Source organism: Bacillus sp. FSL K6-1005 (assembly GCF_038000225.1).
In the GTDB taxonomy this organism is placed as follows: domain Bacteria; phylum Bacillota; class Bacilli; order Bacillales; family Bacillaceae; genus Bacillus; species Bacillus mojavensis.
On the sequence record NZ_JBBOBP010000001.1, the window covers coordinates 842,936 to 864,233 of the forward strand.

At 44.3% G+C, this 21,298-nt stretch carries 23 protein-coding genes, 2 pseudogenes and 1 other annotated feature; of the genes and pseudogenes, 19 read left to right on the forward strand and 6 right to left on the reverse strand.

Annotated elements, in window-relative coordinates:
- Nucleotide 1: 1 nt before the first annotated feature.
- The 6 genes from minD to rpmA all read left to right on the forward strand — a co-directional run bounded on the left by minD (nucleotide 2) and on the right by rpmA (nucleotide 3,710).
- On the forward strand, nucleotides 2-808 hold the full coding sequence (gene minD, locus NST16_RS04190; RefSeq protein ID WP_010335160.1) for a septum site-determining protein MinD: 807 nt from the start codon (nucleotides 2-4) through the stop codon (nucleotides 806-808).
- A 149-nt stretch (nucleotides 809-957) separates the two neighbouring features.
- Nucleotides 958-1,752, forward strand: a complete 795-nt coding sequence (locus NST16_RS04195) for a M23 family metallopeptidase (protein ID WP_168748366.1) — start codon at nucleotides 958-960, stop codon at nucleotides 1,750-1,752.
- Nucleotides 1,745-2,611, forward strand: a complete 867-nt coding sequence (locus NST16_RS04200; RefSeq protein ID WP_010335158.1) for a M50 family metallopeptidase — start codon at nucleotides 1,745-1,747, stop codon at nucleotides 2,609-2,611. Before NST16_RS04195 ends, NST16_RS04200 begins: the two co-directional genes overlap by 8 nt.
- A gap of 57 nt (nucleotides 2,612-2,668) precedes the next feature.
- Nucleotides 2,669-2,746: a sequence feature (ribosomal protein L21 leader region), on the forward strand.
- A 13-nt stretch (nucleotides 2,747-2,759) separates the two neighbouring features.
- The gene (rplU, locus tag NST16_RS04205) at nucleotides 2,760-3,068 is read left to right on the forward strand and encodes a 50S ribosomal protein L21 (protein ID WP_003222620.1); all 309 of its coding nucleotides are present in this window, start codon (nucleotides 2,760-2,762) and stop codon (nucleotides 3,066-3,068) included.
- Nucleotides 3,069-3,071: 3 nt separating this feature from the next.
- Nucleotides 3,072-3,413: a ribosomal-processing cysteine protease Prp gene (locus NST16_RS04210; RefSeq protein WP_026014751.1), complete on the forward strand. Its 342-nt coding sequence runs from the start codon at nucleotides 3,072-3,074 to the stop codon at nucleotides 3,411-3,413.
- Between the two features lie 12 nt (nucleotides 3,414-3,425).
- The gene (gene rpmA, locus NST16_RS04215) at nucleotides 3,426-3,710 is read left to right on the forward strand and encodes a 50S ribosomal protein L27 (RefSeq protein WP_003222623.1); all 285 of its coding nucleotides are present in this window, start codon (nucleotides 3,426-3,428) and stop codon (nucleotides 3,708-3,710) included.
- 119 nt (nucleotides 3,711-3,829) lie between these two features.
- Here rpmA and NST16_RS04220 read toward each other — a convergent pair.
- A pseudogene (locus NST16_RS04220) lies at nucleotides 3,830-3,952 on the reverse strand (hypothetical protein).
- Between the two features lie 77 nt (nucleotides 3,953-4,029).
- On the opposite strand from NST16_RS04220, the gene NST16_RS04225 reads away from it, so the two are divergent.
- From NST16_RS04225 to pheA, 4 genes are read left to right on the forward strand one after another with little or no spacing between them, the layout of a single operon-like run.
- On the forward strand, nucleotides 4,030-4,608 hold the full coding sequence (locus NST16_RS04225) for a sporulation initiation phosphotransferase B (protein ID WP_168748364.1): 579 nt from the start codon (nucleotides 4,030-4,032) through the stop codon (nucleotides 4,606-4,608).
- 34 nt (nucleotides 4,609-4,642) lie between these two features.
- Entirely contained in the window at nucleotides 4,643-5,929 is a 1,287-nt protein-coding gene (gene obgE, locus NST16_RS04230) for a GTPase ObgE (protein WP_010335154.1), read from the forward strand.
- A 54-nt stretch (nucleotides 5,930-5,983) separates the two neighbouring features.
- Nucleotides 5,984-6,427: a transcriptional regulator ThrR gene (gene thrR / locus NST16_RS04235; protein WP_010335153.1), complete on the forward strand. Its 444-nt coding sequence runs from the start codon at nucleotides 5,984-5,986 to the stop codon at nucleotides 6,425-6,427.
- 17 nt (nucleotides 6,428-6,444) lie between these two features.
- A complete protein-coding gene (gene pheA, locus NST16_RS04240) occupies nucleotides 6,445-7,302 on the forward strand; it encodes a prephenate dehydratase (RefSeq protein ID WP_010335152.1) in 858 nt (285 codons plus the stop codon).
- A 21-nt stretch (nucleotides 7,303-7,323) separates the two neighbouring features.
- Here pheA and NST16_RS04245 read toward each other — a convergent pair whose 3' ends face one another.
- Entirely contained in the window at nucleotides 7,324-7,866 is a 543-nt protein-coding gene (locus tag NST16_RS04245; RefSeq protein ID WP_340884210.1) for a transcription repressor NadR, read from the reverse strand.
- On the reverse strand, nucleotides 7,832-9,013 hold the full coding sequence (locus tag NST16_RS04250) for an IscS subfamily cysteine desulfurase (protein WP_168748362.1): 1,182 nt from the start codon (nucleotides 9,011-9,013) through the stop codon (nucleotides 7,832-7,834). Before NST16_RS04250 ends, NST16_RS04245 begins: the two co-directional genes overlap by 35 nt.
- A gap of 102 nt (nucleotides 9,014-9,115) precedes the next feature.
- On the opposite strand from NST16_RS04250, the gene nadB reads away from it, so the two are divergent.
- From nadB to NST16_RS04280, 6 genes are all read left to right on the forward strand, one after another.
- Nucleotides 9,116-10,711, forward strand: coding sequence for an L-aspartate oxidase (gene nadB / locus NST16_RS04255; protein ID WP_340884215.1), 1,596 nt, complete (start codon nucleotides 9,116-9,118; stop codon nucleotides 10,709-10,711).
- The gene (nadC, locus tag NST16_RS04260) at nucleotides 10,665-11,534 is read left to right on the forward strand and encodes a carboxylating nicotinate-nucleotide diphosphorylase (protein WP_268445638.1); all 870 of its coding nucleotides are present in this window, start codon (nucleotides 10,665-10,667) and stop codon (nucleotides 11,532-11,534) included. The genes nadB and nadC overlap by 47 nt, the downstream gene beginning before the upstream one ends.
- The gene (gene nadA / locus NST16_RS04265) at nucleotides 11,521-12,624 is read left to right on the forward strand and encodes a quinolinate synthase NadA (protein ID WP_340884220.1); all 1,104 of its coding nucleotides are present in this window, start codon (nucleotides 11,521-11,523) and stop codon (nucleotides 12,622-12,624) included. Before nadC ends, nadA begins: the two co-directional genes overlap by 14 nt.
- 117 nt (nucleotides 12,625-12,741) lie before the next feature.
- A complete protein-coding gene (gene safA / locus NST16_RS04270; protein ID WP_010335146.1) occupies nucleotides 12,742-13,905 on the forward strand; it encodes a spore coat assembly protein SafA in 1,164 nt (387 codons plus the stop codon).
- Nucleotides 13,906-14,053: 148 nt separating this feature from the next.
- Nucleotides 14,054-14,665, forward strand: a complete 612-nt coding sequence (locus NST16_RS04275; RefSeq protein ID WP_010335145.1) for a YhcN/YlaJ family sporulation lipoprotein — start codon at nucleotides 14,054-14,056, stop codon at nucleotides 14,663-14,665.
- 103 nt (nucleotides 14,666-14,768) lie between these two features.
- Complete coding sequence (locus NST16_RS04280) at nucleotides 14,769-15,488, forward strand: YebC/PmpR family DNA-binding transcriptional regulator (protein ID WP_340884225.1); 720 nt, start codon at nucleotides 14,769-14,771, stop codon at nucleotides 15,486-15,488.
- Nucleotides 15,489-15,534: 46 nt separating this feature from the next.
- Here NST16_RS04280 and NST16_RS04285 read toward each other — a convergent pair whose 3' ends face one another.
- The gene (locus tag NST16_RS04285) at nucleotides 15,535-16,989 is read right to left on the reverse strand and encodes an alanine/glycine:cation symporter family protein (RefSeq protein WP_340884228.1); all 1,455 of its coding nucleotides are present in this window, start codon (nucleotides 16,987-16,989) and stop codon (nucleotides 15,535-15,537) included.
- 266 nt (nucleotides 16,990-17,255) lie between these two features.
- Nucleotides 17,256-17,679, reverse strand: a pseudogene (locus tag NST16_RS04290) (DUF5412 family protein).
- Between the two features lie 105 nt (nucleotides 17,680-17,784).
- Here NST16_RS04290 and NST16_RS04295 point away from each other — a divergent pair.
- On the forward strand, nucleotides 17,785-17,907 hold the full coding sequence (locus NST16_RS04295) for a hypothetical protein (protein ID WP_339177470.1): 123 nt from the start codon (nucleotides 17,785-17,787) through the stop codon (nucleotides 17,905-17,907).
- A 41-nt stretch (nucleotides 17,908-17,948) separates the two neighbouring features.
- Here NST16_RS04295 and NST16_RS04300 read toward each other — a convergent pair whose 3' ends face one another.
- On the reverse strand, nucleotides 17,949-18,599 hold the full coding sequence (locus NST16_RS04300; RefSeq protein ID WP_268544363.1) for a phosphotransferase: 651 nt from the start codon (nucleotides 18,597-18,599) through the stop codon (nucleotides 17,949-17,951).
- A gap of 237 nt (nucleotides 18,600-18,836) precedes the next feature.
- Between NST16_RS04300 and iolG the strand changes: the two genes are divergently transcribed.
- Together iolG and NST16_RS04310 are read left to right on the forward strand one after the other, a co-directional pair.
- Complete coding sequence (gene iolG, locus NST16_RS04305; protein ID WP_010335139.1) at nucleotides 18,837-19,862, forward strand: inositol 2-dehydrogenase; 1,026 nt, start codon at nucleotides 18,837-18,839, stop codon at nucleotides 19,860-19,862.
- Between the two features lie 84 nt (nucleotides 19,863-19,946).
- Nucleotides 19,947-21,254, forward strand: coding sequence for an MFS transporter (locus NST16_RS04310; RefSeq protein WP_340884236.1), 1,308 nt, complete (start codon nucleotides 19,947-19,949; stop codon nucleotides 21,252-21,254).
- The last annotated feature ends 44 nt before the right edge of the window (nucleotides 21,255-21,298 follow it).

Sequence of the window (21,298 nt, forward strand, 5' to 3'; positions counted from 1 at the left end):
ATTGGGTGAGGCTATCGTAATAACTTCGGGAAAAGGCGGAGTAGGTAAAACAACAACATCTGCTAACCTCGGTACCGCCTTAGCCATTTTAGGGAAGCGTGTATGTTTAGTAGATACTGATATAGGACTGCGCAACCTGGATGTAGTAATGGGTCTTGAAAATAGAATTATTTATGATCTCGTCGACGTTGTAGAGGGCAGATGTAAAATGCATCAGGCGCTCGTAAAGGATAAACGTTTTGATGATTTGCTCTATTTAATGCCCGCTGCTCAAACGAGCGATAAAACGGCTGTTGCTCCTGAACAAATCAAAACTATGGTCCAAGAGCTCAAGCAGGAATTTGATTATGTCATCATAGACTGCCCCGCAGGAATTGAGCAAGGATACAAAAACGCCGTTTCTGGGGCTGACAAGGCGGTAGTGGTCACAACGCCTGAGATTTCAGCTGTGCGAGATGCTGATCGCATTATAGGGCTATTGGAAAAAGAAGAAAATATTGAACCGCCGCGGCTCGTTGTAAACAGAATCAGAAATCACCTGATGAAAAACGGTGACACGATGGATATCGATGAAATCGTTCAGCATTTGTCGATTGATTTGCTCGGTATCGTTGCCGATGATGATGAAGTGATTAAGGCATCTAACCATGGCGAACCAATTGCAATGGATCCGAAAAACCGCGCTTCCATCGCATATCGAAATATTGCCCGCCGCATTTTAGGCGAATCTGTTCCTTTGCAGGTGCTTGAAGAGCAAAACAAGGGAATGATGGCTAAGATTAAGTCATTTTTCGGAGTAAGATCTTAATTTCATAGAATAAAAGAGAAGAATCTGACAAAGCAAATGCTGTGTCAGGTTTTTTTGTTTCTGACTGCTCTGTGCTGAAGGTAAATCGAATAATTGCCGTGGACAAGACATATGATGTACAAACCCAACGAATGCAAAGGATGATGGCAATGAGTCACAGAGCAGATGAAATCAGAAAACGATTAGAGAAAAGAAGGAAACAGGTTTCCGGCTCAAAACGTTTCCCTACTCAGACAGGTTCCGAAAAGCAAAAACCGCCGTCTTGGGTCATGGTATCTGATCAGGAAAAACATGGGGCTATCCCGGTATATGAAGATGGCAATTCGAACTTCAGCGGAAGACACCCTTTGGTGAAAACAGACTCAATGATTCTGAAATGCCTTCTATCGGCCTGCCTTGTTCTGGTTTCTGCCATAGCCTATAAAACAAACATTGGACCCATCAGCCAGATCAAGCCGGTCGTTGCACAAACCTTCGAAACAGAATTTCAATTTGCTTCAGCAAGCCATTGGTTTGAAACGAAATTTGGCAGCCCTCTTGCATTTCTCGCTCCTGAAAAGAAAAATAAGGAACAGCAGGTTGAAGTGAGTCAAGATCTTGTTGCACCCGCATCTGGTAAAGTTCAGCAGGATTTTCAGGACAACGGGGAAGGCATTAAAGTCGAAACAAGCAGTGATACAATCGATTGTATAAAAGAAGGCTATGTTGTTGAAGTCAGTAAAGACGGTGAGACGGGGCTTACAGTAAAAGTGCAGCATGCTGACAATACCTACAGCATTTATGGTGAACTGAAAGACGTGGATGTCGCTTTATATGATTTTGTAGATAAAGGCAAAAAGCTCGGTACGATTAAACTTGATGATCATAACAAAGGGCTCTATTATTTTGCCATGAAAGACGGCGACAAATTTATTGATCCGATTCAGGTGATCTCATTTGAATAAATGGCTTGACCTCATCTTGAAAATTCATGTTCATCCTTTTCTTTGGATTATCATGGCGCTGGGGCTGGTTACAGGGCATATGAAAGCATTGCTATGTTTGCTTGTGATTGTCCTGATCCATGAGCTGGGGCATGCCGCTCTGGCCGTGTTTTTTTCTTGGAGAATCAAGCGTGTTTTTTTGCTGCCATTTGGAGGAACGGTTGAAGTGGAAGAGCACGGAAATCGGCCGTTAAAGGAAGAGTTTGCGGTTATTATTGCCGGACCTCTTCAGCACATTTGGCTCCAGCTTGCGGCTTGGATGCTTGCAGGCCTCTCAATAATTAATCACGAGACCTTTGAACTGTTTACATTTTATAATCTATCTATTTTATTTGTGAATCTGCTGCCGATTTGGCCGCTTGACGGCGGCAAGCTGTTATTTTTATTTTTTTCAAAGCATCTGGCTTTTCAAAAAGCGCACCGGCTGAATCTAAAGACTTCACTTGTGTGCTGCCTGCTTCTCGCATGCTGGGTTTTATTTGCGGTTCCTCTGCAAATCAGCGCATGGGTTTTGTTTGTCTTTCTTGCTGTTTCTTTGTTTGAGGAGTACAGGCAAAGACACTACATCCATGTGAGGTTTCTCTTGGAAAGATACTATGGGAAAAACCGCGAGCTTGAAAAATTGCTTCCGCTTACCGTTAATGCTGAGGATAAAGTCTATCATGTCATGGCGGAATTCAAACGAGGCTGTAAGCATCCCATTATTATAGAGAAGTCAGGAGAGAAGTTAAGCCAGCTGGATGAGAATGAAGTGCTGCATGCCTACTTTGCTGATAAACGGACAAATTCCTCCATGGAGGAACTGCTGCTGCCTTATTAAAATCGATTGACAAACGCCTTGTATTTTGATATATTTTTTAATGTTATGGATGTAGCACCAATGCTACAACCGCTCAGTACAGGTGTTAAGAGTTGTTTTACAGCCCCCTGGTATCTGGCGAGTCTTAGTCTAATAGGAGGTGCAGAGAATGTACGCAATCATTAAAACAGGCGGTAAACAAATTAAAGTTGAAGAAGGCCAAACTGTTTACATCGAGAAACTTGCTGCTGAAGCAGGTGAAACAGTTACTTTTGAAGACGTTTTGTTTGTTGGCGGAGACAATGTGAAAGTCGGCAACCCTACAGTTGAAGGCGCAACAGTAACGGCTAAAGTTGAAAAACAAGGCCGCGCGAAAAAAATCACTGTTTTCAGATACAAAGCAAAGAAAAACGTTCATAAAAAACAAGGTCATCGTCAGCCTTACACTAAAGTGACGATCGAAAAAATCAACGCGTAAGCCATGATCCAGGCAACAATCAGAAGGTCCCGTGCTGACAAAAGCGTATTGTCTTTTGAAATGACGGGCCACGCGAATTTTGCTGAACATGGACAAGATCTCGTCTGTGCCGGAGTGACAGCTGTTGTGTTTGGATCCGTTAACGCGGTCATCGCGTTGGCGGGCTTCGAGCCGCTTCTAGATATAGGAGAAGATGGGGGTTATTTTTACTTTGAATTCCCTGAATCTCTCGATCCGGAGGCGCGCCAAAAAGCTCAGCTGCTGATTGAAGGCATGATTGTTTCGTTAGAGACAATCGAACGGGATTACAAAGATCACTTGCGTGTGACCACAAACATAATATAGGAGGTGAGCTACATGCTTAGATTAGATCTTCAGTTTTTCGCTTCTAAAAAAGGAGTAGGTTCTACAAAGAACGGACGTGACTCTGAGGCTAAACGTTTAGGTGCTAAACGTGCTGACGGTCAATTCGTAACAGGCGGTTCTATCCTTTACCGTCAACGCGGAACAAAAATTTACCCAGGTGAAAACGTGGGCCGCGGCGGAGATGACACTCTTTTTGCGAAAATCGACGGAACTGTTAAATTCGAACGTTTCGGACGTGACCGCAAAAAAGTGAGCGTATATCCTGTAGCTCAATAATGATTCAAAAACTCCGGTCGATAATGACTGGAGTTTTTTTTGCAATATGCGGAGTAAGCATCAAGAATGTTATGCAGAGTATGTGCGAGCAGACCCCGCCAAGAATGAGAACGAATGTCTCAAACCCACTGGATATGTTCCCCAAGCAGTAATACATAAAATGTTCTGCCTGGCTGAAAATCAACCTAAGCCAGAAAAAAGGAACATGATATTTCTGGGAAAAACAATTGTTTTTCTATCAAAGCCTTCTCTGTTATAATTCATAATACACACTTATACAGACTCCTAAATAAGAAATCAAATGATTGGGAGTGCGAAAATGAAGGATGTTTCAAAAAATCAAGAAGAAAATATAAGCGATACAGCTTTAACAAATGAACTGATTCATCTTCTCAGCCATTCCCGGCATGATTGGATGAATAAGCTGCAGCTTATTAAAGGAAACTTAAGCTTGCAGAAGTATGACCGCGTCTTTGAAATCATTGAAGAAATGGTGATAGACGCTAAACACGAATCAAAGCTCTCAAACCTGAAAACACCGCATTTAGCGTTTGATTTTCTTACGTTTAATTGGAAAGCCCAATGTATGACGCTTGAATATGAAGTTCTCGGGGAAATTAAGGATTTGTCAGCTTATGATCAAAAATTGGCGAAACTGATGAGAAAGCTGTTTCATCTGTTTGAACAAGCAGTTACTAGAGGCAGTGAAAATCATTTAACCGTTTCGCTTCAAACCGATCATCCTGACAGACAGCTGATACTGTACCTTGATTTTCACGGAACTTTTGCCAATATATCTGCCTTTGATGATTTTCGGCAAAATGGATATGAGGACTTTGATATCATGCGTTTTGGGATCACAAGCCACGAATGTCTAATTGAAATTGGGTTGAACTAGCGGTGTTTTTTAACGGTTTAGAACGGAGGACATTATGTTTGTAGATCAGGTGAAAGTGTATGTAAAAGGCGGCGACGGAGGCAACGGGATGGTTGCGTTTCGCCGTGAAAAATATGTGCCGAAAGGCGGCCCTGCCGGCGGAGATGGCGGAAAGGGAGGAGACGTCGTTTTTGAAGTGGACGAAGGTCTCCGTACTCTTATGGATTTTAGATATAAAAAACACTTTAAAGCGATTCGCGGCGAGCATGGCATGTCAAAAAACCAGCATGGACGAAATGCGGAGGATATGGTCATTAAAGTTCCGCCCGGCACAGTTGTGACAGACGATGATACAAAGCAGGTTATTGCCGATTTAACCGAGCATGGACAGCAGGCAGTCATCGCAATGGGCGGAAGAGGCGGAAGAGGAAACTCACGCTTTGCCACACCGGCAAACCCTGCACCTCAGCTCTCAGAAAACGGTGAACCGGGAAAAGAACGCTATGTTGTTCTTGAATTAAAAGTGCTTGCAGATGTCGGGCTTGTCGGGTTTCCAAGTGTAGGGAAATCGACTTTATTGTCCGTCGTTTCATCTGCCAAACCGAAAATTGCGGATTATCACTTTACGACACTTGTTCCGAATCTTGGCATGGTCGAAACAGATGACGGACGGAGCTTCGTTATGGCCGATTTGCCTGGCCTGATTGAAGGGGCTCATCAAGGCGTCGGGCTCGGCCACCAATTTTTGCGCCATATTGAGCGGACCCGCGTTATCGTTCATGTCATTGATATGTCCGGTTTGGAAGGCCGCGATCCGTATGAGGATTATGTGACGATTAATCAGGAATTGAGCGAGTACAATTTGCGTCTCACGGAGCGCCCGCAAATTATTGTCGCGAATAAAATGGACATGCCGCAGGCGGCGGAAAATCTTGAAGGCTTCAAAGAAAAGCTGAAGGATGATTATCCGGTGTTCCCAGTCAGTGCAGTGACAAGAGAAGGTCTTCGCGAGCTTTTGTACGAAGTCGCCAATCAGCTGGAAAACACTCCGGAATTCCCGCTGTATGACGAGGAAGAGCTTACGCAAAACCGTGTCATGTACACGATGGAGAATGAAGAAGTGCCATTCAACATTACGCGAGAACCTGACGGAGTCTTTGTGCTTTCAGGAGACAGTCTTGAGCGGTTATTCAAGATGACTGATTTCTCACGTGATGAATCTGTTAAACGATTTGCAAGACAGATGCGGGGGATGGGTGTTGATGAAGCACTCAGAGAACGCGGGGCCAAAGACGGAGACATTATCAGACTTCTTGAATTTGAATTTGAATTTATTGATTAATGATGGGTGAGAGCCTGGATATCAGGCTCTCTATTTTCAAAAGGGGGGATGCAAGTGAAAGAGGAGACGTTTTATCTTGTCCGTGAAGATGTGTTGCCTGATGCGATGAGAAAAACATTGGAAGTCAAAAAACTGCTGGATCGAAAAAAAGCAGAATCAGTGGCAGACGCCGTTCAAAAGGTAGATTTAAGCAGAAGCGCATTTTATAAATACAGAGATGCCGTTTTTCCTTTTTATACAATGGTTAAAGAACAAATTATCACACTTTTCTTTCATTTAGAGGATCGCTCAGGCGCGTTATCTCAGCTCCTTCAGGCGGTGGCTGACTCTGGAAGCAACGTTCTTTCCATTCACCAGACCATTCCGCTTCAAGGGAGAGCAAACGTAACGCTGTCTATCAGTACATCCGCAATGGAAGAGGACATTCATACATTAATGAACAAGATGAGAAAGTTTGACTTTGTAGAAAAGGTTGAAATATTAGGTTCAGGAGCGTAAGGGGAGAGAATATCGTCATGAAAGTCGGTTACTTAGGTCCAGCAGCTACATTCACACATCTAGCAGTCAGTTCTTGTTTTCTAAATGGCGCCGAGCATGTTGCTTACCGCACGATACCGGAATGTATAGATGCGGCAGTTGCGGGTGAGGTTGATTTCGCTTTTGTGCCTTTAGAGAACGCATTAGAAGGATCAGTAAACTTAACAATAGACTATTTAATACATGAACAGCCTCTGCCTATCGTAGGTGAAATGACATTGCCGATACATCAGCATTTACTCGTTCATCCTTCCAGAGAGAATGCGTGGAAAGACCTGAACAAAATTTATTCGCACTCACATGCGATTGCGCAGTGCCATAAGTTTCTCCATCGGCATTTTTCTTCCGTCCCGTATGAATACGCCAATTCAACTGGAGCGGCGGCAAAGTTTGTCAGTGACCATCCCGAGCTGAATATCGGGGTGATTGCCAATGAAATGGCGGCTTCTACATACGGATTAAAAATCGTAAAACGGGATATCCAGGACTATAGAGACAATCATACGCGATTTGTCATTCTGTCTCCTGATGAAAATATAACCTTTGAAGTGAATTCAAAATTGAATTCAAGACCAAAAACAACACTGATGGTGATGCTTCCCCAGGATGATCAATCCGGAGCGCTGCATAGAGTGCTGTCTGCTTTTTCTTGGAGAAACTTAAACCTGTCAAAAATCGAATCCCGTCCGACCAAAACCGGGTTAGGGAATTATTTCTTTATTATTGATATTGAACAGGCGTTTGATGAAGTATTAATCCCTGGAGCTATGCAGGAGCTTGAAGCGCTCGGGTGCAAAGTAAAGCTGCTTGGTACATATCAATCTTATCAATTATAAAAAGCCCTAATAGGGCTTTTTTTAGTCTTTAATCAAAATGCCGGCTTCCTCGAGCGCTTGACAGGCTTGATCGATGCGATGTTCATCCGGCGCTGTCAGTGTATGGAGATGCACACCATCTGTCAGCTGTGATAAGTAGGCGGCATTTGTGGAATTAATCTTTTTGATGAAATATTTGACTTCTTTTCGCGTGCCGACTTGGATCGCTGCAGTTAAATCGCCGTATACAGGGTGCTCAATTTTTACGTCTTTTACAGTTACCCCTTCATCCACGATGAGCTGCAATTCTTCTTCTGTCCGTTCAGGTCCGTGCAAACACGCTATGATTCTTTCTGCCTGCTGATGCTTTTGAGCGGCGGCGTCCAGATAGACATACCCTTGGCTTGTGGCGATAATCGGCTCATTTTTCGCTTTTAAAAGCGAGATATCCTGAACGATCACCTGTCTTGAAACATTTGCTTTTTTGGCGAGCTCTCCTCCTGTCAGCGGCGATTGGGATTCCTTCAGCCACAAAAGAAGCTGCTCACGCCTATTGGCGCCCATGAGCTTTAATTCTTCGGTCAATATGATATTCTCCTTTCCTTTGTTCCAAAAGCGCTGTAAACGTATGTAATAACATATCCAGCTGTTCAGTGGTTGTGTTTCTTCCGAAAGAGATCCGGATAAATTGCAAGGCTTCCTGTTCTGTTTTTCTTAACGCTTTCATCGTTTCAGACGGCCCGTGATAACCTGCAGAACAAGCGCTGCCCGTTGAAATGCAAATATTATTCCGATTACATTCTAACATAACATATTGTCCTTCAAATGAGCCAAAAAAACACCCGATAATATGGGGCAGACATTCTGTGTTTGCACCATCTGCCGCAAGGGTTACAGGGAGAGACCGAATACGGATTTGTTCTAAAAAGTATTGTCTCAGCATTTGATTGTGGGATATCTGTTTTTCCATTTCACTTGCGATCAGCTCCGCTGCCGCTGTAAAGGCTCCGATACCCGGTACGTTTACCGTGCCTGCTCGAAACCCATTCTCGTGAGCGGTGTCAGGGTATACCGGTTTCCAATTAACGTCCGGTCGAATATAGACAGCTCCGACTCCTTTAGGGCCGTGGATTTTGTGACTGGAGACAGAGAGAGCATCAACCCCCATTTCCTCAGTATTGATGGGCAGTTTGCCGAATGTTTGAACCGCATCACAATGAAGAAGAATTTTCCTGTTGTGAAGAAACGATGACAGGTGTTTAATGGGCTGAATGATTCCTGTTTCTGAATTGGCATGCTGAATAGAAACCAGGCCTGTGTCCGGTCGAATATGGGCTGCCAATATTTCCTCGGTAATAAGCCCATACTCATTAGGCTTAATGATTGTCACGTCAAAGCCATGATTATGCAGAAAAGCAGCACAGTTATGGATTGATTGATGTTCCATGGCCGTCGTAATAAAATGTCTTTTTGTTTTTGGCAGGCCGTTTAACAATGATTGAATGCCAAGAAAATTGGATTCAGTACCGCCGCTTGTAAAATATATCCCATCTGTTTCTCCGCCGATTATGGCAGCTATTTTCCCCCGGCAGTACTCCAGTATATGCTTTGCTTTTCCCCCAGCATCATGCAAACTGCTGGCATTTCCGTACATTTCAATGCTGAGCTTCTGAAATACGTCCAGAGCTTCCTCGCAAATTGGCGTGGTTGCTGCATAATCTAAATAAATCATCCGGTCTTTCCTCCATATGTTCTTCATAAAAAACTCTTGAGTTTATTTTATCCTTGTGTAAATATAGGTGTCAAGACAGGTGTAAATAACAGGAGGTGGCATATGTCTATAAAGACGATTGCGGTCATTGGTTCAGGAGCGGCAGCACTTGCCCTGGCTTCTGCACTTCCGCCATCATACCAGGTGACTGTCATCACGAAAAAAGGCATAAAAAACAGCAATTCAAGACATGCACAGGGAGGAATTGCTGCGGCTTATGCAAAAAATGACTCGATTGCGTCTCATATAGAGGATACGCTATATGCAGGCTGCGGACATAACGATCTAAACATCGTATCAGACGTTTTACTTGAAGGAAAAACCATTATCGAGAACTTTCTGGAGAATGACTTTCCATTTGACCGGAATGAACAAGGCCACGTCAGCCTCGGCAGGGAAGGAGCCCATACGAACAACCGCATTTTTCATGCAGGCGGAGACGCTACAGGCAGCATGCTCATTGATTATTTGCTGAAACAAATCAAAAGCCAAATCGAAGTAATCGAGAATGAAACAGCGGTTGATATGCTGATGAAGGATGGGCGCTGTGTTGGTGTCGTGACGAAAGACAGCCGCGGTCGGATCAATTTGCGGCATGCAGATGAGGTTGTGCTGGCAGCTGGCGGATGCGGAAGCTTGTTTCAGCACCATACGAACGATCCATCTGTCACTGGTGACGGTCTTTCCCTTGCTTATCGGGCCGGAGCGGAATTAACTGATTTAGAGTTTGCCCAGTTTCACCCTACACTGCTTGTCAAAAATGGCGTCTCGTGTGGGCTTGTTTCTGAGGCAGTCAGAGGTGAGGGCGGTTGTTTAACAGACCAAAACGGCCGCCGCATTATGGCCGGACGGCACCCACTGGAGGATTTAGCACCACGGGACGTCGTCTCGCGGATCATTCATGAAGAAATAGCAAAAGGAAAACGTGTGTATATCGATTGCAGTGCTATTTCTGACTTCGAAGTGCGTTTTCCCACAATCACCTCTATTTGCGAAAAGGCAGGAGTCGATATTCGTAAAAGAAAAATACCTGTTGCGCCGGGAATGCATTTTTTAATGGGTGGCGTTTCAGTCAATCGGTGGGGAGAAACAACTGTGCCCGGGCTTTACGCGATAGGGGAAACAGCATGCACCGGCTTACACGGAGCCAATCGTCTTGCGAGCAATTCCTTGCTGGAGGCACTTGTGTTTGGGAAACGAGCAGCAGAACACATCATGAGAAAACCGGTTGATAACAGGTATAGTCAATTCACCAGTGAAGCCAGAGGAGTTTATGAGGTGCCGAATATTGAGCTTTCTGAACTGCAAAACAGAATGACAAGCGATATGTCCATAATAAGAGAAAAAGACAGACTGATTGAGATGAGCAATTGGCTATATGGGCTCCCTTCTCAGAACTTAAATGTGAAGGATATCACAATTCCGCAGCTGGAGCTTTCTCACTTGTGGCAGGTTGCAAAGCTGATGACCTCGTCGGCTCTATTGCGGGAAGAAAGCAGGGGGGCGCATTTTCGAATTGATATCCCTCAGGCTGATGCAGGCTGGCAAGGACTCCAAATTGTTCATACAAAAAAGGGAACAAGAATGAGAAAAAACGAAGGGATCTGGAAAAATGAATCTTTTACAGCTGAAAAAATTGCTGAATCACTTTTTTCATGAGGATATAGGGACGGGAGATCTTACATCACAGTCCATCTTTGAAGGACAGAACTGTGAGGCCTCAATTGTTGCAAAGTCAGACGGCATTTTCGCGGGAGCTGCGGTGATCAAAGAAGGATTTGCTTTATTAGATGAAAAGGTTCAGACGTGTTTGCACAAAAAAGATGGAGATCATTTGCAAAAGGGTGATGTGATTGCCGTCTTACGCGGGCCGGCGGCTGCTCTTCTTTCTGGAGAGAGGGTAGTATTAAATCTTATTCAAAGGCTGTCGGGTATTGCCACGATGACAAGACAGGCTGTTGCACGGCTTGATGATGATCAGATTAAGATTTGTGACACAAGGAAAACGACGCCGGGGTTAAGAATGCTTGAAAAATATGCGGTCAGGGTCGGAGGAGGATATAACCATCGATTCGGCCTATACGACGGAATCATGATCAAAGATAATCACATTGCAGCTTGCGGTTCCATTGTAAAGGCGTGTGAAAAAGCGCGACAGGCGGCAGGGCACATGGTGAATATTGAAGTGGAAATTGAATCTGAGGAGCAGCTCAGAGAAGCCATTCTTGCTGAAGCTGATGTCATTATGTTTGACAATTGTCCGCCTGATACTGTCCGCCATTTTGCAAATATCACACCGGATCACATTAAAACCGAAGCTTCCGGAGGCATTACATTAGAATCTCTGCCCGCTTTTAGAGGAACGGGTGTGAATTATATTTCTTTAGGGTTTCTGACTCATTCGGTCAAAAGCTTAGATATCAGCATGGATGTGGCGTTAACAAATCAGCCAGTGGAGGAGTGCGATTATGTCAATTCTTGATGCAATGAAGCAATTTGAAATGATGCCTGATCATTATAAAGGTCTGTCAATGGGGGAGATGGAGAGACGTGTTGCCGCCATCAAAGAAAAGTTCGGGAGCAGGTTGCTTATTCCAGGCCATCATTATCAAAAGGATGAAGTGATTCAATTTGCTGACCAAACGGGCGATTCTCTCCAGCTTGCCCAAATGGCGGAAAAAAATAAGGATGCGGAATATATTGTATTTTGCGGCGTACATTTTATGGCAGAGACCGCTGATATGCTGACGGGTGCGGACCAAACGGTCATCCTGCCAGATATGAGAGCGGGCTGTTCCATGGCTGATATGGCTGATATGCAGCAGACGAACAGGGCGTGGGAGAAACTTCAGCATATATTCGGCGACACGATCATACCATTAACTTATGTGAATTCCACAGCGGAGATCAAGGCATTTGTCGGAAAGCACGGGGGAGCGACTGTAACCTCATCCAATGCAAAAAAAGTGCTTGAATGGGCGTTTACACAGAAAAAACGCATTTTATTTCTGCCTGATCAGCACTTGGGGAGAAACACCGCTTATGAACTGGGTATCCAGCTTGAAGACATGGCTGTCTGGGACCCGATTCAAGATCAATTGGAGAACGAAGCAGAACATAACGATATCAAGGTTATTCTTTGGAAAGGCCACTGCTCTGTTCATGAAAAATTCACTGTGAAAAATATAAATGATTTGAGAGAACGAGATTCTGACATCCGGATTATTGTTCATCCCGAATGCTCTCATGAAGTTGTAATGCAAAGTGACGACAGCGGGTCAACGAAATATATTATTGATACCATCAGCCACGCTCAGCCGGGAAGCAAGTGGGCAATCGGTACAGAAATGAATCTTGTTCAGCGACTGATTCAAGAGTATCCCGACAAACAGATCGAATCATTGAATCCGGATATGTGTCCGTGTCTGACGATGAATCGAATTGACCTCCCGCATTTGCTCTGGTCTTTAGAACAAATCGAAAAAGGAGAACCAGCAGGCGTGATCAAAGTGCCGAATGTCATTCAGGACGATGCCCTTCTTGCACTGAATCGAATGCTTTCCATTACGTAAATCAGAAATATTTCCCCTCCTGTACTCATAACTTCTTTTGAGCAGGCATATGTTGTGAAGAAACATATTGTAATCACACAACTGAACTGTTCACGTTTTGCATAGGAGGGGAAAACGTTGAAAATCCATATCGTTCAAAAAGGCGATTCACTCTGGAAAATAGCTGAAAAATACGGAGTTGATGTTGAGGAAGTGAAAAAACTCAATACGCAGCTCAGCAATCCAGATTTAATCATGCCTGGGATGAAAATAAAAGTGCCGTCTGGAGGTGTTCCGGTCAGAAAAGAGATAAAAGCTGGCAAAAGTCCGGCGGCATCCGGGAATGAGAAGAAAGAACACCCATATTCCAAGGAGAAGCCTAAATCCGTTGTCGACGTAGAAGACACAAAACCGAAAGAAAAGCAGTCAGTTCCTTTTGTCCCGCCGATGCCGAATTTGCATGATAATGTGTATCCTGAAGCTGATGTAAACGATTATTATGATATGAATCAGCTTTTTCAGCCTTGGTCACCTCCTAAACCGGAGGAGCCTAAAAAGCATCATGACGGAAATATAGATCATATGTATCACATGCAAGATCAATTTCCACAACAGGAGGCAATGAGTAATATGGAAAATGCAAATTATCCGAATATGCCTAATACGCCTAAAGCGCCAGATGTAGGCGGTCTGGAAGAAGAAAACATCCACCACACTGTTCCGAATATGCCGGCAGTTCAGCCATATTATCCGTATCCAACCCATTTTGTACCATGTCCGGTTCCTGTCTCACCGGTTCTGCCTGGATCCGGCCTGTGCTACCCATACTATCCTGCACATGCATTTCCGATGCATCAGCCTTATGGCTATCAGCCAGGTTTTGCTTCTCCTTCGCAATATGATCCGGGTAAATATGATAACCAGCATCATGAAAACAGCCATCACGGGCATTACGGATATCAGCCTTCGCACGGCGCGCCTCAATATGCATCGCCGGCTTATGGATCTCCTTATGGGCATATGCCATATGGTCCTTATTATGGCGCTCCTCAAGTGATGGGTGCTTATCAGCCAAATATGGCGCATGGTTATATGCCGCCATTTAAGGATCATGATGATTGCGGGTGTGACGATGATCAGCAGCCATACTTCTCAGCACCTGGTTATCAGGGAGGCGCATATGGAACTCCTTATATGCCTTACGGAGGAGCAAATCCGAATCCGTATGGAGCCGGAACATCCATGCCAAATCAGCCTTCAACAAATCAGATGTTTGGACGGCCGGAAGAAGAAAGTGAATGATTGCTCGGGACGATGTAAATCGTTCCTTTTTTTAGTTATTGTTTTGTACAAGACGAATGGTCATAACTGACACGCTTAACATATCTCCCTGATGCGCATGATAAAAAAGAGCACAACATGCTCAATCAGTCCTCGGGGGGTTTTTCCATTGGGTAGAAAGTTAACAATTGCAGGTCTCATTTTGATGACAGCCGGATTAACAGCATGCGGCGCAAATAATGATGCCCTTAATGATACGCGTAATAACGGTAATAACGGTAATACCCGTCCAATCGGATATTATACAAATGAGAACGACGCTGACAGACAGGGAGACGGGATGGATCACGACGGCCCGGTCTCTGAATTGATGGAAGACCAGAACGGCCAGAACGGCCGTGACCGAAACACAACCAATGTAAACGACCGTGTTACTGCCGATGATCGCGTCCCATTGACAACAGACGGAACATATAACAACACTAATAACAGAAACATGAACAGAAATGGGACGAATAACAACGGGTATGACAACCAAGAGAACAGAAGACTTGCCGCAAAAATCGCCAATCGTGTGAAACAAGTCAAAAACGTCAATGACACACAAGTCATGGTTACGGATGACAAAGTCGTGATCGCAGTCAGAAGCCACGCTGATTTCACAAAGTCTGACAGGCAAAATGTCACAAAAGCCGCACGAAACTATGCGGATGGCCGTGACATTCAAGTATCTACAGATAAAGGACTGTTCACAAGACTTCATAAAATGAACAGACGCTAGGACTAAGAAGGCTGCCGGAGAGTGATTCCCGGCGGTCTTTTTCTTTACAACGGATTGCAATACCCATTAAAGTGTACATAGAAATATCAAGGAAGGTGAAAGCGTGGCTGGCCATTCTAAATGGAAAAACATACAAAAAAGAAAAAATGCGCAAGATGCAAAGCGCGGTAAAATATTTATGAAGCTTGCTAAAGAAATCTATGTGGCTGCGAAGCAAGGCGGAGCCGATCCTGAAGCAAATTCAGCATTGCGGCTTGTAATTGAAAAAGCAAAAGGCGCCAATATGCCAAATGAAAATATAGACCGTGCCCTTAAAAAAGCCGCAGGAAGCCAGGACGATAGCAGCTATGAGGAAATCACCTATGAAGGCTACGGCCCATCAGGGGTTGCCGTCATGGTGGAGTGCTTAACTGATAATAAAAACCGTACGGCGACAAATGTGCGGACAGCTTTCAATAAAAACGGCGGAAGTCTCGGAGAAAGCGGATGTGTAGCATTTTTATTTGAACGGAAGGGATACATTGCAATTGACCGTACAGAGCGGCAAATAGAAGAGGATGAACTGATGCTTGATGTCATAGAAGCGGGCGGCGAAGAGCTGCGGACAGAGGAAGAATACTTTGAAGTATTATCAGCGCCTGAACGTTTTGAAAAGGTAAAAGCAGCACTTGAAGCGGATTATCCAGTCGATTCAGCTGAGGTGACCATGATACCGAAAACATATGCAGACGCTGATGACGAGGCTGTTGAAAAACTGGAAAAATTGATCGATACGCTTGAAGCCGATGATGATGTTCAGGCAGTGTATATTAATTACCAGTAATATGAAAAGACCGGCGCAAAGTGCTCTCAGGCCGGTCTTTTTTATCTTAGGAGAAGTGCTCTTTTTCGTATGTGTATTCTTTCTCCCAGAAATCAGCGTTTTTGATGCCGAGTGTTTTAGGATCAAAGACTGGGTCTAACCCTTGTTTCTTCTGTTGCTCATAATCCTTTAACGCAATAAGCGCTGGCTTGGCGAGCAAAACAATGGCAATGACGTTCAGCCAAACCATAATGCCAAGTCCCGCGTCACCTAGAGCCCAAGCGAGTGTAGCGGTTTTGACCGCACCGTAGAATGTCGCGGCTAAAATGATCAGTTTTAAGCCAAGCATAGCCCACTTGCTTTCTCTGCCTCTCGCTAAATACGCGATATTTGTTTCAGCGATGTAGTAATAAGCCATAATGGTTGTAAAAGCGAAGAAGAACAAAGCAATAGCGACAAAGCCTGCACCAAAGCCGGGCAGCACACTGTCAATGGCGGCCTGAGTGAAGCCCGGTCCAGCTTCTACGCCTTTCAGGTGATTGACAATAAATGATCCGTCGGCAGCCTGTGTATTGTACATACCGGTAAATAAAATCATGAATGCAGTAGCGGAACATACAAATAAAGTGTCGATATAAACAGAAAATGCCTGAACCAATCCCTGCTTTACTGGATGGGACACCTCTGCAGCGGCAGCGGGATGAGGGCCTGTTCCTTGGCCGGCTTCGTTTGAATAAACGCCTCGTTTGACGCCCCATGAAATGGCCATGCCGATGAGACCGCCGAATGCGGAATCTAACGCAAATGCACTTCTGAAAATCAAAGAAATCACAGCAGGCAGTTCAGAAATATTCATCACAATGATGATCAGGGAGAGCAGAATGTATCCGACTGCCATAAACGGGACAATCATTTGTGCTGCACTGGCAATACGTTTTACACCTCCGAAAATGATAAAACCTAATAAGAGAACAAGAAAACAGCCAGTAATGGCAGGAGATATGCCGAATGCATTTTGGACGCCCGCTGCAATGGAGTTGGACTGGACCCCAGGCATAAGGAGAGCCATTGCAATCAGTGCCGCAGCCGCAAATAAAACAGCAAACCACTTAATGCCTAATCCTTTTTCTATATAATAAGCGGGTCCGCCTCGATATTGGCCTCCTTGTTTCACTTTATAAATTTGGGCAAGAGTAGATTCAACAAAGGCGCTCGAAGCACCGATAAAAGCAATGGCCCACATCCAGAACACCGCGCCGGGTCCGCCGAAGGCAATTGCTGTTGCCACACCTGCAATGTTTCCGGTTCCCACCCTGCCGGACAGCGCGATTGATAATGCTTGAAAAGAAGATACCCCTGCCTCTGAGCTCTTTCCTTGAAACATCAGCACAATCATTTCTTTGATGTGTCTGACTTGTAAAAAACGGGTCACAATAGAAAAGATCAAACCAATTCCTAATAAAGTATAAATGACGGGTGTACTCCATAAGACCGCGTTTAAACTAGCAACAAAATCTGCCATCAAGCTTCCTCCTCATGTCGTTTCGATTTCATTTTATAAAGAGGATTTTGGGTTAATTGAACTATTTTTACAATCAATCTGTCACATTATATAACGTGTAATGATCATAAGAGGGGTGAATGGGGTGAAAAAAAGCGCAGCGTATGAAGTACGCCGCGCTTCTGTTTAAAAGGCATGTCACCAATGGTAAACAGTCCTAGAGAAATAAATAGCCAAGCTCTGCCGTTGCGCAATAAAAGGCGAGGCGATAAGGATCTTTCATCATCTTACCTCACTGATGCTTGCGGCGGTTCCTCACGAATCCAATGATCATCCTTTCGCCAATCATAAGTTTCATCGATATCAAGATGTAGTCTGGCCGCCGATTTTTACTGTATTGTTGTTCAACCATTTAACAGCTGGTCTGCTGTCAGGATAATTCCAGTAGATTGTTTTTTTGACAAGTGTTTTTTCATTCACGAGTTCGCCTCTGGCGGCATCTAAGCCTAAGGTATTTTTGGATACATAAGTGTTTAGCGTATAGCTTCCGTCCGGCGATTCCACTGATTGTACGAGGCTGCCTTTCGGAACGTTTTTGAGTGAAAAAAACATCCAATAAACGGCACCGCCGAAGAACAGAAGACATGAGAATATAATAAGAGGGACTTTACTGCGTGTTTTGATGTGACTCTCTCCCTTTTTTTCTCTCATTTTACCATATCAAGGATTTTATACGATCTTTACATTTCTTTAAAATTTCCTCAATAAAGTGCAGGTATGATAAAGGAAAATAGATAAAGGGTGGGGGAGACAGAAATGGAAAACACATATTGTCATTCCAGCGAAAAGAACTCAGACGCAGTTTATTTGAGTGTGAGAGGATATCGCATCAAGCTGTCGCCTGAACAAATGAAATTGATTTCTGCTCTCAGAAAGTAAAAATAAAATGATAAAGGCAGCCGCATAAGCGGCTGCCTTTTCTATGAAGAATATTTTCTTTTCCGTTGTGCTACGTGCTTCTGAAACCAATCTTTTTTATATAAAAAAGCGATAAGCTCAAGCCAAAAGCCCGGGATTTTTTTCGGGAAAATCGGCTTTTTATAAAGCGTATGATACGCCGTTTTTAAATCGTCCCACTGTGTGCACGTTTTTGTCTGTTCAAATCTCGCGACATCAATGACCCGCACTGCTCCGGATTCTGTCAGAATCAGATTGCGCAAATGAATGTCTGACGGGTTGAGACCGGCTGCACGGGCGTCAGAAAGTGCGTCCTCTACCTGCTGAATCATATCGTCGCTGATCGCGATGCCTTTTTTCAGGCAGTTGTAAAAAGTATCGCCTTTAATATATTCCATTAAAATAAATGAATCACCAGTTTCATAAATGTCAGGGTAGAATGCGGATCCGGCTAATTTTTCATAAATCGCTGCTTCTTTGACGGCTGTCGCTTGATACTCCGGAAAGAATACCTTCAGCGCCATTTTTCGGTCACCTTCTGTTATGGCAAACACATAGGCGCTTCGTCCCTTGCCGATTAATGTCAATTCCTCGGGTTTCTCTTTGACTTTATCAAATCTGCTGTTTTGGCGGTATATGACTGAATGGGCCAGTGCCTCTGCTTTTGTCAGCATTTCATTCACCTTCTTTGCTCTATTTTATGCAGTTATTTATAGGAAAATCCAAAACTGTTCAGGAAAAAGAGCCTAAATATAGTGTATCTGGTCTTGGGAAAGAAGGCTACCTATAAGCTTTGATTGTGATAAAAGAGACATGAAAACGTTTATGCCACTCCTTGAAAAGCGCTTACAAATGGGATACTATTAATTTGAAATAAAGCGCTTTCGTAAACTTTCAAGGGGGAACACGCTATGACGAAACAGATGGTGACAGGAATTATCGGTGCAGGGCGCATCGGCAAACTTCATGTTCAAAATATACATCGGATTCCTCATATGAAAATAAAAGCGGTTTCTGATATTTCTGCAAGCTGTTTACAGGATTGGGCCGCCAGTCACCACATTGAATACATAACCGCTGACTATAGAGATTTATTACTTGATCCTGATATTGACGCTGTTTTTATCTGTTCGCCAACAAACACACATACGCAAATCATCAGAGAAGCAGCTGAGGCGAAAAAACATATTTTTTGTGAAAAACCAATTAGTTTTTCTCCCGATGAAACGAAGGAGGCACTTGCGGCTGTCCGGAAACATGGGGTTAAGCTGCAAGTCGGGTTTAACCGCCGGTTCGACCCTCATTTTAGGAAAATCAAAACCATTGTCTCAAATGGTGAAATTGGCACGCCTCATTTATTAAAAATTACGTCACGGGACCCTGAACCGCCGAATGTTGATTATGTCCGCACATCAGGCGGCTTCTTTATCGATATGTCGATTCATGATTTTGATATGGCCAGATACATCATGGGAAGTGAAGTGACGGAAGTGTATGCAAAAGGAGCGGCTTTGGTGAATCCGTCCTTTGCAGAGCTGGGGGACATTGATACGGCTGTCATTACCCTGACATTTGCAAACGGTGCCATGGGTGTGATAGACAACAGCCGTCAAGCTGTGTACGGATATGACCAGCGTGTCGAGGTTTTCGGCACGAAAGGCTCGGCAGCAGCGGACAATAGCAGGCCGACGACGGTAGAAGTGTCGACCGCTGACGTTGTCATGAAGGATAAACCGCATTTCTTTTTCCCTGAACGCTATAAGGAAGCCTATGTAGAGGAGATTCTTCAGTTTGCAGAAGCCATCCAAACAAATCGAGAGACTGCCTGCACTGGCGATGACGGCTTTCAGGCGGAACGAATAGCAAGGGCGGCTCAGCAGTCGCTCGCTTTAGGCATGCCTGTCACCATTGAACATACTGAAAAAATTGTTTTTTAATATTCAGAAAGAAAGGATTACAATACAGCAAGCTTGGGTATATACATTCCATTGATACTTTAGAAAAAGTAGGCGGTGGAAATCATGAATACAGCACATGCTAAAGGAAATGCTCTGAACAAAATTGGGATTCCTTCTCACATGATTTGGGGTTATATTGGTGTGGTCATCTTTATGGTTGGAGACGGACTTGAGCAAGGATGGCTGTCTCCTTTTCTTGTTGATCACGGTCTCAGTATGCAGCAATCTGCTTCTCTATTTACGGTGTATGGCATTGCGGTCACGATTTCGGCTTGGCTATCAGGAACCTTTGTCCAGACTTGGGGGCCAAGGAAAACGATGACGGTCGGTTTACTAGCTTTTATCCTCGGTTCAGTTGCTTTTATCGGCTGGGCGATTCCTCATATGTACTATCCGGTTCTCTTGGGCAGCTACGCGCTTAGGGGCTTGGGATACCCGCTGTTTGCATACTCGTTTCTAGTATGGGTATCATACAGCACCTCTCAGCAAATCCTTGGTAAAGCCGTCGGATGGTTTTGGTTTATGTTCACGTGCGGCCTGAACGTGCTTGGGCCGTTTTATTCGAGCTATGCGGTTCCGGCGATTGGAGAAATCAATACGCTTTGGAGCGCTCTCTTATTTGTGGCAGCAGGCGGAGTTCTCGCATTGTTTTTTAATAAAGATAAATTTATGCCTGTACAGAAACAAGATCAGCCGAAATGGAAAGAGCTGTCGAAGGCATTTACAATTATGTTTGAAAATCCTAAAGTCGGCATCGGCGGCGTGGTCAAGACAATTAATGCTCTCGGACAATTCGGATTTGCGATATTTCTTCCGACATATTTAGCGCGTTACGGCTATTCTGTTTCAGAGTGGCTGCAAATTTGGGGAACGCTGTTTTTTGTCAACATTGTATTTAACATCATTTTCGGCGCAGTCGGAGACAAACTGGGCTGGCGAAATACAGTCATGTGGTTCGGCGGTGTCGGCTGCGGTATTTTTACACTGGCGCTTTATTACACGCCGCAATTGATCGGCCATCAGTACTGGGTGCTGATGATCATTGCCTGCTGCTACGGTGCGGCACTGGCCGGATATGTTCCGTTAAGCGCGCTTTTGCCGACGCTTGCGCCTGATAACAAAGGTGCTGCCATGTCCGTGTTAAATCTGGGATCGGGTCTATGCGCCTTTATTGCTCCCGGCATCGTGAGCCTTTTTATCGGTCCGCTTGGCGCAGGCGGCGTGATATGGATTTTTGCGGCATTATATTTTCTCAGTGCTTTCCTGACACAGTTTCTGACGATTTCGGAACGAAACGCCGATATGTATCCAGAAGAACGGCTTGTCAGGAAAAATGTGCAAACAAATTTTGAGAAAACGGTTAAGCAGTAGCCTCTTTGGTCAGACTAGTCATAAACATGTGCAAAGAGGTGTAA